Genomic DNA, 15,341 nt, shown 5'->3' with positions numbered 1-15,341 from the left:
TCTAATCGGGAGACACAGTACAACCGGGGGAAGTCCGCCACCAACTATCCGGCGTAACATTGGCAGTAGAAGCGGTGAGGACAACTTGGCCTTTGTCGTTGATTATCCAGCCTGTGGCTTCTGCGATGCGATCGCCGATCTGATCGGCTGTGTCTTGGTTAGCTGTTTGAGGAGTCACCCTTTGCGATTCCGTGCTATCTTCTGGCAGTGTAACTAAATCTACCAACAAGGTTTCGCTGCTCAGCGGTGCCGTAGGCGCTGGTGCAATGCCGCCCCGTCCGGTAACCACGAAGCTACTCCCTTCTCTAGCAGCGGCACAGGGGTCAACAATTAGCCCTGCGACATCGACAAAATTTTGTGGCAATTCAATTAACCCGGAGCTGGGGTCAACATCGGGAGTATTAATTGTTACCTCACCGCTAAACTGAGGGCCAGCGGCAGAGGTAGCAGTAATTTCGCTTTCTGGAGTATCGAGGATGGGTGCGGCGCGGAACTGAGTGCCAAAAATAGCTTGAGCATTGATTCTCACCTGACCGCCAAAGCTTTGTTCGGCATTGGCATTGATGTCGCTATCTTCTAGGGCGGCTAGTACGTTGGTATTGAGAGTGATGTTGCCGCCAGTGGCTTCCCCCGTCGCATTGGTGGTGATGTTGCTGCCGCGACGCAAGATGAGGGAGTTGGAATTTACAGTAATATTTCCCTGAGTACCCGCTGCGGTTCTCGCGCCAAGGAAGCCATTATTGTCCAGTTCTACAAAGCGAGCAGTTATATTCAAGTTGCCTGCATTACCTGACCCTATACCGCTTACAGTGACTACTGCCCCATCTCGTACACTCAACCTTCCAGCGTTAATTGTCAAGTTTCCCGCCGTACCACTCCCTTCGCTGGAGGCAGACAAGCCGCTGGGGGTACCATCTGCTCTTGTTCCAGACAGCACCACCTCGTCGGCTATTACGGTCAAAGTGCCCCCTTTCCCTGCTTCAAAAGCAGCAGCTTCAACTTGTGCCCCATCTCGGACAATCAATCGTTCAGCGTTAATCCTCACATCTCCCGCAGCACCAGTCCCTAGACTCTGGGCGGAAAAGGTACTGGAACGAACTCTACCATCTTCCGCAGTGAACTCTCCAGCCAACTCCACTTCTGGAGCTGTGACACTTATACTTCCTGCATTGCCAGCCCCAAGGGTGAAAACCGATATTCTGCTACCGTTATACAATTGCACCGATTCTCTCGCTCGGACTGCGATCGCTCCCCCTGTTCCTTGGGTATTAGAGACAGCACTTATAGTCGAGTTTTGGGTCAGATGCAACCGTCCTGTCTCAATCGTCACATTCCCACCCCGTCCGATTACAGAAGGAGCGACGAGGTCTGTGGAAACAGTAGTAGCAAATATATCGCTACTACCACTCAACTCCACGGACTCAGAGGCTCGCAGCAAAATAGTGCCAGCATCTCCGTTCCCGGAAGTGCTAGCGAGGATGGATGCACCGTCTTGAAGGGTTAAGCGTCGAGTTTCCACCGTGATATTGCCACCCTTGCCCGTCGCTGTGCGGAAAACTGTAGTGCTGATATCGGTGCTATCTCCCACCAATTCAACCGCTTCTGTTGCTCGAATCTGAATATTACCTGCATTCCCGACACCACCCGTACCAGCAAACACATTTGCACCATCATGCAGGCTTAATACTTGGGTGTCGATCTCTATATCTCCCGCTTTCGCTTCGGAGAACCCTGCATTGCTAGAAAGACCACTATACTGGGTCAAAGTTCCTCCACTAGCAAATCCGACAACTTGCACGCGATCGCTCGCTGTAATCTCGATATTGCCTGCATTTCCTCTGCCAGACACAGAAGAAGATACGTTTCCACCATCGCGCAGGCTCAACACCTGAGTATCAATATTGATATTTCCACCTTGATTTTGAATAGTTCCCTTGTCTTGTCCTGAATCTCTCCCTATTACCGCTGTCGAGAGACTGCTAGTCAATCGGATTGTCTCCTGAATTGGAACGCCCTCAATATTCGGAGGATTATCGTTTTCAACTGTCCTGACTGAACCAGCTCCTACTATTTCCACCAGGTTGCTGGCGCGTACTTGAATCTCTCCCCCCTTACCTGAACCATATAAAATTGCCTCTACTTGACCCCCATTTCGGATACTTAACGTCCCCGTCTCGATAGTGAGAGTCCCTCCATTCCCCACAGCATCGGGGCCAACCGATGACGAGAGACGACTGCTATAGCCCCCACCCCCAAGCTGTGGGAGAGGTGGCCCTTCTCCGACAACTTCTACCAGCTCTGTCGCTCGGATTTGAAAATTTCCTGCATCTCCTCGACCAAAAGTTTCGGTTGCGACATTACCACCATCCCGGATGCTTAAGACTTGGGTGTCGATGCTGATATTCCCACTTTTGCCAACAGTGTTTGAAGATAAGGTTGTCGTCAGATTACTCCCAAGACCTCCATTTCTCCCCGTTCCCAATACTTCCACTAAGTCTCTAGCCTGAATTTGGATATTACCGCCATTTCCTGGTTTATAAATTCTTGTGGAAACCCTGCCGCCATCTCGGATGCTCAATGTACCCGTCTCAATTGTGATATTCCCACCAGAGCGATTTGGGTTGTCTCCCCCTGAGATTCCAGCAGACAGCGCTGTCCAAAATCCATTCGGTCTTGTACCTACAACTTCCACTAAGTCTGTTGCTTGTACCAGAATATTTCCCCCATTCCCATCGCCAAAAGTTTCTGTGGTTATCTCTGCACCATTGAAAAGACTCAACCTTCTGGTTTGAATCGTCAAGTTGCCAGCATTCCCAGCCCCAAATGTCCTATTAAATAATCCTCCAGGATTTCCATTTGGACTGATGCCACTCACTTCTACTGCTTCGCTGGCAGTTACAAATAAATTTCCACCCTGACCTGCACCCAAAGTGGAAGCTGAAACATAAGCTCCATTCTGAACCACTAACCGCCCCGTGTTAATCGTCAAATTTCCCGCATTGCCAGTACTAACAGTTGCAGTATCCAAGCGACTAGAAGACCGACCATCAGATGAAGTGCCAATCAATTCCACCGACTCGGAAGCATTAACGGTCAGATTTCCTCCCGCACCTTGACCCAAAGTATTAGCCGTTATTACAGACCCCTCTTGCAGGCTGAGTTGACGAGCCTGAATAGAGATTGTCCCTCCATTTTGACTGCCCAAAGTATCTGCAAAAACCGCTGTATTTCCAGTCAGGTTCACCCGTCCCCCCTGCACCTGGATATCGCCGCCACCTTCTCCACTAGCGATCGCAGCAGATAACTGCGATAGCTGAATGTTTCCAAAGTTGGGGATGCCTTGATATCCCAGAGCAAAGCCTTTTTCGGTTGCGTTCAAACTGACTAAACCAGCACCCGCCACACTCCCCAATTCAATTCGTCCCTGGGGTGCTTTGAGAATTCCCCCTTCTAAAGTCACATCCCCACCTACAAGGGCTAAAGTTCTTCCCAGTTCCACTCGCAAACCCACAGGGTTATTCAAAAATTCTCGCTGAAATTCAATCTCTCTAGCGTTTGATTGTTCCAGAGTATCTCCTGCCACTGGAGAACGTAACGCTCTACCTTGTCCCTGCACGGTAATTCTTCCGGGATTTGACCCATATTGCAAGCCAATTGGCACGCTAATAGTTAGCAAAGGTGTTGCTTGGGGATTAGCAGCGCTGAACTCTGTCCCATCGTTAAATCTAATACTACTTGCGCTACTGCCAAAAAACGAGCCACCAATATTTAAACGAGCATTGGCACCAAAAATAATCCCATGAGGATTGAGTAAAAATAAATTCGCCGTGCCATTGGCGCGAATCAAACCATCAATATTAGAAATTGAGCCACCCGTTACGCGACTAAAGATATTCTGCACATCCACAGCATTGTTGAAGAAAGCTTCACCACCCGTGGGGATAGAGAACTCCCTAAAACTGTGGAATAAATTGCCACCCGCTCTAGTTCCTGCTTCAATAACGCTCGTATTCCCCTGTGGCGTGACGATGGAATTATTGGGTAGCGTCGCATCAGGGACAATTTGCGCTACCGAATAGTTGCTGTCTGATAGACACAGCAGGAAGCTGCCTAGAGCCAACCAACATCCTAGAGGACAATATTTCATTGGTTGATGTGGATCAAATACCAAATTATATAACTTTACCACAACCGCGAACCGATCGTGCAACCCCGTTGCTAGGCAGTTTCAAAAGTAGAGGCTAATTGCTTCAACGACTATGAATCTTAGGACTAAAGCTGGGTATCACGCTACCCGTGCTTAATAATTGAAGTTTTATCCCCCACAACCGCTGCATTCGAGCGGGGTGATAAATTCGCCGATTATGCAACTTTAGAAAGTTTACAGGAATACGTACTAATTAGCCAATCTCAACCGATGGTTGAGTGTTTTCGTCGCAATGCTGACGGAAATTGGGTATCCCAAACTTACGAACAAGGGCAAGAAGTTTCCTTTTATAGTATAGGATTTACTTGCGCGATCGCCGATTTATACGAAGCCGTTCCATGATTCCCAAGAAACCGGGTTTTTCTAAAAAACTCTGTTTCTGAGTTAACGATGATTTCCGGAATCTTAAACCCTAACATTGAATAAACTATTATCAACAATATTACGAGGCCATCCATGAATCGAATCGCATTCGGGGCAGTTACCTTCATCGGTTCCTTATTCGCAGTTAAAACAATTGCAACTCCCCCTACCCAAACCACAAACGTCGCACCGGAACAACCGAATAAACCCGCAATCTTAGCCCAAAGTCGCTTCGATGCCCAATTATTACAACTCACGAACGAACAACGTCGCCGCGCCGGTTTACAACCTTTAAGACTATCCTCTAAATTAGGACAAGCCGCCCAATCTCACGCCCAAGATATGGCGCAAAATAACATTTTTAGCCATACAGGTTCCAATGGTTCTACTATGGTAGACCGAGTGAAAAAAGTCGGCTATTCTTACTCAACTGTCGGCGAAAACATTGCCGCAGGAGGCGCTACACCAGCAGCAACCATTCAACAATGGATGAATAGCCCCGGACATCGCCGTAATATCCTCAATCCTAGTTTCACAGAAATTGGGTTTGGTTACGTCAGCGCTCCCAATACTGAATACGGTCATTACTGGGTACAAGTTTTTGGTTCTCCCAGAAATGCGAGATAGAAATTAAACCGAATTGCTAGGGAAAATTCATGGGCGATCGCATGTAAAATATCAGATGCGATCGCTCATTTCCAGATCTCAGAAACCGGGTTTCTACCAACTCTTGCGTTACCATCAATAATTTTTCCCAGAAACCCGGTTTATTGGCGTCATACCAAATCCGGGTTAACGACCCCTCTTATTCTTACAGACCGCGCAGGCGGTCTTTGTTTGTGTAGCCGCGAATGCGAGTCTGTTATTCTTACAGACCGCGCAGGCGGTCAAAGTTTGTGTAGCCGCGACTTTAATCGTTCGGCTTCCACGGGGGTAATGAAAGCGGATGCGAGTATCAATCAGAAACGCTAAAATAAGATATTATTAAATTAACGAGGATAATGCTTTTATGGTAGTTACTCTAGACCTTCATCCTACCCTTGAACTAAACGACGAGCAGTTCGAGAGAATTTGTCAAGCAAATCGAGATTTAAAACTAGAGCGAACTGCAAAAGGAAATTTAGTTATTATGGCTCTCACCGGCGGCGAAACAGGAAGACGGAATATTAAATTAAGTGCTAGGCTGGAAAATTGGAGCGATGAAAGCAATTTAGGCGTTGCTTTTGACTCTTCCACAGGTTTTAGACTTCCCAACGGTGCGATTCGTTCTCCCGATGCGGCTTGGGTAAGATTAGATCGTTGGCAGGCATTAAATTCAGAACAAAGAAAAAAAATTGTTCCTCTATGTCCAGATTTTCTAGTTGAACTAGCTTCTCCCAGCGATGAAGTAGAAGATATTCGAGAAAAAATGCAAGAATATCTAGCAAATGGTTTGTTGTTAGGTTGGCTAATCGAACCCTCAACCCAAACTGTGGAAATTTATCGCCTCAATCAACCTGTAGAAATTCTCAACCAACCTGCTACCCTATCGGGAGAAAATATCCTACCGGAATTTGTTTTAAACTTAAGCGGAATTTTAACCGATTAATCCCAGCGTGCAAAAATTACCCATGCACCTCAACACCTACATTCAAGGAAACGGCTTCCCCATCCTCTGCTTACACGGTCATCCCGGATCGGGTAGCAGTATGTCCGTTTTTACCGATCATCTCTCTAAACGCTTTCTAACCCTTGCCCCTGACCTGCGTGGATACGGTCAAAGTCGCGTTAAGGTCAATTTTGACATGGAAGACCATTTAAGCGACTTAGAAGCGTTTATAGACCGCTTTCAGATTGAAAAATTTATGGTATTGGGATGGTCGCTGGGCGGCATTCTCGCCCTCGAATTAGCGCTGCGAAACCCAGAACGAGTTACGGGATTAATATTAATCGCCACCGCCGCCCGACCTTGGGGAAATCATCCGCCGATTAGTTGGCAGGATAATTTATATACTGGGCTGGCTTCAATTGTGAATCAAATTCAACCAGGGTGGAAGTGGAATATCGAGACATTTGGCAAGCGATCGCTCTACCGCTACCTCATCCAACAGCATACCCCCACCGCCTACCGCTTACTCGCAAGAGAAGCAACGTCCGCCTACCTGCAAACTTCCCCGGCGGCGACGCGGGCGCTATCGGTAGCCCTCAAAGCAGGATACAATCGCCTGGAAGATTTATCCCAGATACAATGCCCCAGCTTGGTACTTGCTGGCGCGTGCGATCGCCACATCACCCCTGAGTCTAGTCTAGAAACCGCCCGCCACCTCAAAAACTGCGAATCGCAGTGCTATCCCAACACCGCCCACCTTTTCCCCTGGGAAATCCCAGATCTGGTGCTAAAAGATATCGACCGCTGGATTAACCTACTTGACATCTCCCCTCGTTGAAACAGAGGGGATTCTAAGCTGATGTGAAGCGGCAGTCTAAAGACGTGCCGCTTCACATTTCTTACGGTACGATCTGGATAATCCTGTAAACAGATCAACCCGTCTTGGTAGTGTCAAGCTACCTCTACCCACCTTGGCTAAGTTTAATCTTAGCTGTGTGGCTACTTTTGCCAAAATATTGGCAGCGGCATTACAATCAGCGTTAACCAATAACCCCTGAGAAGATCTATACAAGCCACGTTTTACTCGTTCGCCTGACGGTTTCCATCCTTCGGGTTTTTCACCGAATTTGTAGAGGCTGTCCCCATCCAAATACGAGGCTTTCGAGGTGTAAGCTTCCTCGGTAATGGTTAAAACAATTCCCTATTCACAGGTAAGCTGCTTTAATCGCTCAATCAGCCGTTTGGTAGGGATGGGGACAAAGTTTTGGTTCTGTTGTTTTGTCATAGCAGAGCCATTTTTTTGCCCTTCATTCCAACCAATAACAAGATTTCCTACTTGGTCGTTAAGACATTGGTTAATGATGAATCGCGCTGCTTTGTTGATAGCATCGCGCATTTGATGGTTGCGTTTGCGCTGCACTCTGTCTAAGTTTGAGTCCCAGTAGAAATTAGGCTTCCCTTGTTTGTACTTGGCAAGCAAGCGGGAATACCCTTGATTCATTGACTTAAGCTTGCGACCATCAATAATAAGACTTTTTCCACGAGTTGAAACCCCGGTTAGCCAGTTCGTACCCCCGTGGTCAAAACTCCAAGCCTGGGAGTAATCAAGATGAGGATTAATCGCAATAGGCTTTTTCCCATCATCTATAACCCAGTCAATCCAAAGTTCGCCAAAGTAGGGGCGGATTGTGACTTCTTTAACCCAGTCATAGTCAACAAAGTCTGGTAAAGGCAAGGCAATTTCTGCAATTAAGTGCGGTTTCGTTTCTCTACTAATGGACGGATAAAAGCAGCCATCCCTATACGTCAATGATTGACGAGGGAAAGTCACGGGCGCAAGTCCACCTTTCTTTCTGTACTTGGGCAACGATGGCCTATCTACCTCCCTCTGGTAGTAGAGACTAACTAAACCGTTATAGCTGGCAATCGACTCTCCAACAGACTTAAGAGTCTGCTGTGCAGACTGCGCTGCCATCGCTTTGTAATGCGGATTATCCTTGAGGGCTTTGTCTAATTCGGGATAAGTTGTGCGACATTTGTAGGTTTTCCATCCGTAGCATAGTTCGTCGCCGCGCCAATAAGTTGAAAACGCATTCTCTTTTCCTTCGAGTTGAGCGAAGTGCGTTTGACGAGCGTGGTAAATTGCACAATTAATTAGACTGTTTGCCTGTTCGCACTGGTTAACCCAGAAGAGATATTCTAAAGATGAGAACCTCGATTTTATTGGGAGCGTTTTGTACAACTTGCTATCACCTCCTGTAGTTGAGTCTAGTTGCCACTACAATTCATGTCAAACCAATTAAAAATTAAAAATTAAAAATGCTAAGCTTAAATTTTGAATTTTTAACTGGGAATTTTGAATTTCCCGAAGCAGGTGGGGGCTTGTACCCAGAATTGAGCGATTTAAAATTCTTCTTCATTTTGAATGCGTGAATTTTGAAGTCAAAAATGGTTCAGCCCGACCCTGTTCATTTTTTCATTAATGCTCCTACCCATGAGTCGCCTGGTGATATTGCACGATGGGTCAAGGGCAGGGCGTCACATCATTTAAGGAAGGAGTTTCCAGAGCTAAAAAAACTACCTGCGCTTTGGGATCCGACCTATTTTGTGGCTACAACGGGTCAGGTTAGTACTGAGGTCGTTAAGAGGTATATTGAAAATCAACGAGGGAAGTGAAGAGAAACGGCGGTTTAAAAACCGCCGAGTCGGCTTTCATCCCCTGGTTAAAACTCAAGGGTTCTCACCCTCCCGTTCTGTTTTGATAGTTTTTAGCCAATTGCGTAGGGGCGGGTAATACCTGCCCATCGATGCCACAATCGAGACTATATCCCAACCCGCCCGCGATCGCCGACCAATTAGCAATTAGCAATTAGCAATTACCCATATGCTGGCGATGCTTGAGAATCAATCATCTCCCCCATTTCATCAAAGATCGTCAGTTCAGTGGGCTTACAGCGCTTAATCGCCACAGAGATCCCTTGCGCCCCTTCCCCTTGCAAGTCTTCGATGTAGCCATCCTGAGCCTCCTGGGCTTCTTCGTAGCTCATAAACGGGCCGAAATAATAGGTACAGCTGGGGTTCTGCGTTATGATTTCGACCCACCAAGCCAAACCCAAGAACTCTAGCATGTTGGTCAATTGTTCTTTCATGGCTTCTACTTGTGTTTAGCGATGCAACGAGGTTTCTGCCTTTTTGTTACTCTTCTTTATACTCTGTTACCTTTCTTTTTTCCAGGTATTGCCTTTCGCCTTCACCCTCTTTCTTTTTCACGGTTTCGAGCTGTAACATATTTGACCAGCGCTGGCGAAACAGCTCATACAGAGCCATTCCGGCTGCTACTGAGGCATTGAGGCTGGGTGTTTTGCCTTGCAGCGGAATCGAAACCAAAAAATCGCAGCAGCGTTGTGTCAGCAGACTCAGACCTTCGCCCTCAGAGCCAATCACCAGAACCGTTGCACCCTCTAATCGAGCGGCGTGTATTGGTTGACTGCCCTTGACTGCTAAACCGTATATCCAAAAACCAGCCGCTTTCAATTCTTCCAGAGCTTCTCTGAGATTGACAACCCTCGCCACTGGAAAACTTTCTAAAGCTCCAGAAGCAACTTTCATCACCGTTGAGGTGATCCCCACCGCACGTCGTTGCGGGATCGCCATTCCTTGCGCTCCCAAGGCTTCAGCCGTGCGAATAATCGCACCCAGATTGTGCGGATCGGTAATGCTATCGATGACAATTATCACCGGCTGTTCGGAAGCGGCTTTTGCTCGTGCAATCAAATCCCCCAGTTCTATATATGCATAGGGTGCAATTTGAGCCGCTACGCCTTGGTGATTGCCTCTGTGGGTGACTTGATCTAAGCGTTTGGGATCGACTTCGTCAATTACTGTGCCATTCGCTTTAGCTTCGAGTAATAATGTATGAAAGCGGGGATCGTAACGCAACTGGGGTAAAATCCAAATGCGGTTGAGACTTCGTCCATTCTCCAACGCCGACAAAACCGTGTGGCGACCGTAGATTAAATCTGTTTCTTCGCTAGCGCTAGTGGTTTCAACCGGCTTGCTCTGCTTAACAGCCGGTTTAACTTCTTCAGCAGCGCCAGTGATTTTAATCTGCTTGCTCTGCTTAATAGCCGGTTTAACAACAGGCGGACGGGTACTGGGGGCGGCTGTTCGCGCGGGGGTGAGGTCTTTATTAGTGACGATGCGGCGCTTGCCGTTCGATTTGAAGGGCTTACCTGGATTTGGCCTGCCCTTAGCATCAGCATTGCGGTCTTTATTAGTCATGAGATTGTCCGGGTTGCATATCAACCCTACGGTTTTTACTTTATTCGACTCGGCGGAAAATTACAGCCATCTTGAGAATGATTTAAGCCTTTTGCTCTGGTTGGCGATCCAGCTCTAGTTGTGCCAATAGCTGATTTAATCGTTGGGGATCGGTGATATACAAGTAACCCATTAAGGTTTCTAAGCTTGTCGCCTGTTGATATATTTCCCGCTCTACTCGCTTGGGACCACTAGCCGCCGCGTTGCGCCCCCGTCTGAGTATTTCCAGTTCGGCGGGGGTGAGGTGGGGGGTGAGACTTCGCAAATGCTCAGCCTGAGTTTCCGCCCTTACCTGTGCCACCACAAGATTGTGATAGTCTTGCGATCGCTTGGGGGGCAAAAGATAACGGCTGCGGATGTAAAGCTCGTAAACTGCATCCCCCAGATAAGCTAACGCCAGGGGCGAAAGCTGCTGCATTTGTGTTATCGAGCAAACTTCTGTGAGCGGCGGATTGAACAAGCGTTGTTAGAATTAACCCAAAATTTTGAGTAGCTTTTAACCAATCTATCGAGAGCAGTAATTCCCCCACTACACCTATTTAAGGATAGCGGGGGAGCAGATTACTTTATTGTGTCTAGAGCAGCTTGCACCGAAGGCTGCAAAGATAGAAACTTTTCCAAGCGCACGAGCTTGACAGTCTGCGTTACGCGGGCATTGGTCACTATTTGCAAACCCCCCTCAGCACTTTGAGCCTGCTTGGCTAGCTGCACCAGAGCGCCCAATCCAGAGCTATCGACAAAGTCTATCTGAGACAGATCCAAAACAACTTGCTTTGGGCCTTCTTCGACACACTTGCCAATCACCTTCCGGAAAGTCGGCTCAGAAAAAGCGTCTAATAAGCCTGTAAGGCGAAATAACTGGTATTTTTCCTTGACTTCCCGCGTGCCTCTGAGGCTAACTGTCAAGGTTAGTTGCTCGGGAATAATACCCTCCTAGCTGCTTCGTGCTTACGGTCGAGGCTGCTATACAGAAATTGACCAAACTTGTTTAAAGCTGGCCATTCAACTAAAGTTTCCTTTAGAGGGTCTGCTTCTTGCTTCAACCAAGGGAGTCGGATCCTTCTTGTCCACAAGCGTAAATTCGGGTGTAGCCCACCCTATGTACTGATGAGAGCAATTTTAGCACAGTTGCTTTTTGCTAACATCTTACCGGCTCACGCTCACAAGATGCTTAGTTGACATCAGCCGTTGCCAGTCTTGCTTGCCGCATGGTTTGGACAAACTGCTGGAACAGGTAGTCGGCGTCGTGGGGGCCGGGGCTGGCTTCTGGGTGATACTGTACAGAAAACAGGGGTAGGGATTTGTGACGCAAGCCAGCGACGGTGCGATCGTTCAAGTTAAGGTGGGTAATTTCTACATCCGCATCGGGTAAGCTATGGGGATCGATGGCAAAACTGTGGTTTTGGCTGGTGATCTCAACTTTGGTTTGCAAACCGGCAGGTTGATTTAAGCCGCGATGACCGAATTTTAGCTTGTAAGTATCGGCGCCCAGAGACAAGCCGAGAATCTGGTGTCCCATGCAGATGCCAAATACGGGTTTTTGGCTTTGTAGAAGGGCTTTGGTTGTTTCGATCCCTTCGGTGACGGCGGCTGGATCTCCAGGGCCGTTGGAAAGAAAGATGCCATCAGGATTATATTTGAGGATTTCCTCTGGCGGGGTATGGGCGGGGACGACGATGACGCGACAACCGTAACTTGCTAAGCGCCGCAGGATATTCCGCTTGACGCCAAAGTCAAGTGCAACGACGGTAAGGGTTTCGCCTTCTGCTGGTTTGGCTTCTGGGTTGAACTCCCATACCGTTGTGGTAGGCTCAGACCATTCGTAGATCTTTTGCGTTGTGACTTGCCGGACTAAGTTTAATCCTGCCATACTAGGAGCAACTTGGACTAAGGCAAGCAATTCCACTGGGTCGAGAATTTCGGTGGAAATTCCGCCGTTCATCGCGCCAAATTGACGAATTTTGCGAGTGAGGGCGCGGGTATCGATGCCGTAAATCCCTGGGATTTGGTGCTGTTTGAGGTAGTCGGGGAGGGATTGAGTCGATCGCCAGTTGCTGGGGCGAGTACAGATATTGCGCGCGATCGCACCCCGTACTTGAGGCCGTTCTGATTCTTCGTCCTCGAGATTAACTCCAGTATTGCCTAATTCCGGATAGGTAAACAGCACTATCTGACCGCAGTAGCTGGGATCGGTCAATACTTCCTGATATCCGGTCATGCCGGTGTTAAACACGACTTCCCCAATCGTAGTTCCGGGCGCGCCAAACGACCAGCCCCGATAAGCCGTGCCATCTGCCATCACCAGCAGCGCCGGATGAGCATCAAAAAGGGGCATACTTTCAATTACTCTTTTTCGATCTTGATCCATGTCATTATCACACGAGCGCATCGGGGAAAAAATGAAACCTTACTTAAGTGTCGAGATGCGATCGCATTTGTTCGCTAGTGGGCGATCGCATCGGAAATTACATATTTTGCTCGTGGGTTTAAATATTGATAAGCCTAAAAAAAACTTTAAAAGTAATTACACAACCTACCGTCATGGAAAAGCTTTCGCGCCAGAGTTCCGTCCTAGTTTTGCTATCAGGGGTTATAGCACTTACCAGCATTGCTTGCACCAGCGAACAGCCAAAAACTAACTCTAGCAGCCAAACCCAGCCATCTACCATTGTCGCTGCGCCTAAAAGCGCCCCCCCAGCCCAAAAGCAACTCATCCAAGCTAAAAACAACCTGCCTAGCAGCGCCATCGATACTTACGAATTAGCAATGGACAAAGCGGCTAGCGCTGCCAGTCTCAGTCAAGCCGCCTCCTCTACAGACGATTGGAAAATCGTCAGCAGTCGCTGGACTGAAGCGATTAAACTACTCAAAGCCGTGCCTGCTTCCAGCCAGCATCAGCAGAACGCTAAAACCAAACTGGCAGAATACCAAAAAAATCTCGCCGCCGCTAACCGCAAAGCCAATCCCCCCAGCGAACCAGTGGTAGCTTATAACCCAAATCTGGGAAAAAGTCAAGCCCGAAACTCCACTCCACGGGTATTTCGCGCCCCGATTATTGGACGGCTGGGGGGTACGCCAGTGATTGAGGTGACGTTTAACGGCGGGCAAAAATTTCCGATGATTCTGGATACTGGCGCCAGCGGCGTGGTAATCACGTCACAAATGGCAGCTGCGTTGGGAGTGAGACCAGTAGGCAAGGTTTTAGCCAAGACACCGAGTCATAAAGCAGCAGCATTTGATGTAGGCTTTGTCGATTCGATTGCGGTAGGCGGTGCTGTGATGACGGATGTACCCGTTGCCATCGCACCCCAACTAGACGTGGGATTGCTCGGACAAGACTTCTTTGCCAGTTACGATGTCACAATTAGAAGCAATGTAGTTGAATTCCACGTTCGATAGCGATAATTGTCCGGATAAAACTTGACCATGAGGAAAAACTATTTAGGCATTTCACAGGACTGACGCGGGAAGAGCCCAGAAACTGGGTTGCTTGCTGCCATCTTATATATTGCTTTGCTACTAGGCCGAGGAAAAATGTATTTTTGAATACATTTTTCCTCGGCCTTGCAGCCAACACATACCCGCTCTGTACTCGCTCGCGCAGAAGTTTTCGGTCTAGTGAAAATCATTTAGAAATTTTCCGGATAAAACTTCGCCAGCAAGAAAAAGTGTTGAGGCATCTCAATTACTCAGCCAAACCACATCTAATTTGCCCAGACGCTCTAGGCTGCTCAGAAGTTTCCAGCCTGAGAATTATGCAAGTTAAATGTGGAACAGCTTAAAGTTTGATTCTGAGTGCGTGGGCTAAAGGGAAATAGAACCCCTTAGCCCTCAGTTTCTGATGGTCAAAAGGAAAATTATGGCTAACATCTCAGGTTTTTTGGGCAGAACTGGTGACTATACCAACGACCTAATCGGGTTAAACAATTTCCAAAATGAGTGGATTAAAGCTGCTCAGGAAAAAGGAATTACGATCTCTGGGAAAACTAGCACAACTTTCAACGGGACAGGACCCAATCTCTCGCTGTTAAATTTCTCCACTAACCCAGCACAGAACCTCGACAATCTGGCTCTGACTAACCTAAATCAAGCAGGTAATAATACCTTTGCGAGTATCGCAGGCATCGGCGTCGCAGATTCCTATGATGGTTGGTACACCAAAACCAATAAAATTCGGGCGGAAATCAACCATAACCCCAATAATGGTGAATCTCAGGAACTGATATTCAAATGGGCAGATAACCAAAACATTACCAGCACAACAATTGAATTGAGTGCCTTGAGTCCCAAATTACCTACAGAAGGCGATCAAGGCAATGAAGTTGGTTTCCTACAGCTATACAACAATGGGCAGCTGGTGTCACCCACCAACTTTACAATCGCTCGCCTCAATGCGCCAGTCAATCCAAAGCCTATTACTATGTCCCCAAATGGGATAAATTTCATCGGCGATCGCACAGATGGCAGTTTCAAATTTAAGATCGATGCCATTCCCGGTTCTGGTTTTAGCTTTGACGAACTGCGGTTCTCTGCCAAACCTTACGATAGTCCAACCTCTACCTACCAAACCACCCCCTTCAAACAAGATGGTTCCGATTACTTAGTGCGGAACATCAGCTATGAAGGGACTGATGTTATCGTTACCATCACCGCCAGCGACGCCAATGCTGGCGAAACCGATAGCGGCATGGCACTTAACCCCGGACAATTCACCTTTACCCGCACCGGCAGTACCACCTCCCCACTCACAGTTAACTACGCCATCGCTGGCACCGCAGGTAACGGCAGCGATTATAGTTTGATCGACAACAGCATTACCTTTGCGGCGGGTATTACCAGCGTCACATTACCGATCGACATTAT

10 protein-coding genes and 4 pseudogenes are annotated in these 15,341 nt (G+C 47.9%); 7 read left to right on the top strand and 7 right to left on the bottom strand.

The annotated features are described in order from the left end of the window. Position 1 precedes the first annotated feature (1 nt). On the bottom strand, positions 2-4,147 hold the full coding sequence (locus MiSe_RS29810) for a two-partner secretion domain-containing protein (protein WP_226587230.1): 4,146 nt from the start codon (positions 4,145-4,147) through the stop codon (positions 2-4). 141 nt (positions 4,148-4,288) lie between these two features. Here MiSe_RS29810 and MiSe_RS29805 point away from each other — a divergent pair. From MiSe_RS29805 to MiSe_RS29790, 4 genes and pseudogenes are all read left to right on the top strand, one after another. Continuing rightward, positions 4,289-4,549 (top strand): annotated as a pseudogene (locus tag MiSe_RS29805) (Uma2 family endonuclease); the annotation flags it as partial. Positions 4,550-4,663: 114 nt separating this feature from the next. Further along, the gene (locus MiSe_RS29800) at positions 4,664-5,197 is read left to right on the top strand and encodes a CAP domain-containing protein (RefSeq protein ID WP_226587229.1); all 534 of its coding nucleotides are present in this window, start codon (positions 4,664-4,666) and stop codon (positions 5,195-5,197) included. Positions 5,198-5,579: 382 nt separating this feature from the next. Beyond that, a complete protein-coding gene (locus MiSe_RS29795; RefSeq protein WP_226587228.1) occupies positions 5,580-6,158 on the top strand; it encodes a Uma2 family endonuclease in 579 nt (192 codons plus the stop codon). Positions 6,159-6,180: 22 nt separating this feature from the next. Next, on the top strand, positions 6,181-6,996 hold the full coding sequence (locus tag MiSe_RS29790) for an alpha/beta fold hydrolase (protein WP_226587227.1): 816 nt from the start codon (positions 6,181-6,183) through the stop codon (positions 6,994-6,996). Positions 6,997-7,032: 36 nt separating this feature from the next. Here the strand turns inward: MiSe_RS29790 and MiSe_RS29785 are convergent. Then, positions 7,033-8,400, bottom strand: a pseudogene (locus MiSe_RS29785) (RNA-guided endonuclease InsQ/TnpB family protein). Positions 8,401-8,609: 209 nt separating this feature from the next. Here MiSe_RS29785 and tnpA point away from each other — a divergent pair. Then, a pseudogene (gene tnpA, locus MiSe_RS29780) lies at positions 8,610-8,834 on the top strand (IS200/IS605 family transposase); the annotation flags it as partial. A gap of 200 nt (positions 8,835-9,034) precedes the next feature. Here the strand turns inward: tnpA and MiSe_RS29775 are convergent. The 5 genes from MiSe_RS29775 to carA all read right to left on the bottom strand — a co-directional run bounded on the left by MiSe_RS29775 (position 9,035) and on the right by carA (position 12,813). Then, positions 9,035-9,307, bottom strand: coding sequence for a DUF1816 domain-containing protein (locus tag MiSe_RS29775; protein WP_226587225.1), 273 nt, complete (start codon positions 9,305-9,307; stop codon positions 9,035-9,037). A 46-nt stretch (positions 9,308-9,353) separates the two neighbouring features. Beyond that, entirely contained in the window at positions 9,354-10,439 is a 1,086-nt protein-coding gene (rlmB, locus tag MiSe_RS29770; RefSeq protein WP_226587224.1) for a 23S rRNA (guanosine(2251)-2'-O)-methyltransferase RlmB, read from the bottom strand. 82 nt (positions 10,440-10,521) lie between these two features. Continuing rightward, positions 10,522-10,938, bottom strand: a complete 417-nt coding sequence (locus MiSe_RS29765) for a Mini-ribonuclease 3 (RefSeq protein WP_444980570.1) — start codon at positions 10,936-10,938, stop codon at positions 10,522-10,524. Positions 10,939-11,039: 101 nt separating this feature from the next. Further along, a complete protein-coding gene (locus MiSe_RS29760; protein WP_226587222.1) occupies positions 11,040-11,384 on the bottom strand; it encodes an STAS domain-containing protein in 345 nt (114 codons plus the stop codon). A gap of 265 nt (positions 11,385-11,649) precedes the next feature. Beyond that, entirely contained in the window at positions 11,650-12,813 is a 1,164-nt protein-coding gene (carA, locus tag MiSe_RS29755) for a glutamine-hydrolyzing carbamoyl-phosphate synthase small subunit (protein ID WP_226587221.1), read from the bottom strand. A 206-nt stretch (positions 12,814-13,019) separates the two neighbouring features. Here carA and MiSe_RS29750 point away from each other — a divergent pair, with 206 nt between their 5' ends. Together MiSe_RS29750 and MiSe_RS29745 are read left to right on the top strand one after the other, a co-directional pair. Further along, entirely contained in the window at positions 13,020-13,877 is an 858-nt protein-coding gene (locus MiSe_RS29750) for a retropepsin-like aspartic protease family protein (protein WP_226587220.1), read from the top strand. A gap of 460 nt (positions 13,878-14,337) precedes the next feature. Then, positions 14,338-15,341 (top strand): annotated as a pseudogene (locus tag MiSe_RS29745) (hypothetical protein); the annotation flags it as partial.

This window comes from Microseira wollei NIES-4236 (assembly GCF_020521235.1).
Lineage (GTDB): Bacteria > Cyanobacteriota > Cyanobacteriia > Cyanobacteriales > Aerosakkonemataceae > Microseira > Microseira wollei.
This window is presented reverse-complemented; position numbering and strand designations above follow the sequence as displayed.

What these genes read in the sequence shown, in the direction of transcription:
- MiSe_RS29775 (WP_226587225.1), bottom strand. Translation starts at nt 9,307, where the DNA reads ATGAAAGAACAATTGACCAACATGCTAGAGTTCTTGGGTTTGGCTTGG.
- MiSe_RS29750 (WP_226587220.1), top strand. Translation starts at nt 13,020, where the DNA reads ATGGAAAAGCTTTCGCGCCAGAGTTCCGTCCTAGTTTTGCTATCAGGG.
- MiSe_RS29790 (WP_226587227.1), top strand. Translation starts at nt 6,181, where the DNA reads ATGCACCTCAACACCTACATTCAAGGAAACGGCTTCCCCATCCTCTGC.
- carA (WP_226587221.1), bottom strand. Translation starts at nt 12,813, where the DNA reads ATGCCCCTTTTTGATGCTCATCCGGCGCTGCTGGTGATGGCAGATGGC.
- MiSe_RS29810 (WP_226587230.1), bottom strand. Translation starts at nt 4,147, where the DNA reads ATGAAATATTGTCCTCTAGGATGTTGGTTGGCTCTAGGCAGCTTCCTG.
- rlmB (WP_226587224.1), bottom strand. Translation starts at nt 10,439, where the DNA reads ATGACTAATAAAGACCGCAATGCTGATGCTAAGGGCAGGCCAAATCCA.
- MiSe_RS29795 (WP_226587228.1), top strand. Translation starts at nt 5,580, where the DNA reads ATGGTAGTTACTCTAGACCTTCATCCTACCCTTGAACTAAACGACGAG.
- MiSe_RS29800 (WP_226587229.1), top strand. Translation starts at nt 4,664, where the DNA reads ATGAATCGAATCGCATTCGGGGCAGTTACCTTCATCGGTTCCTTATTC.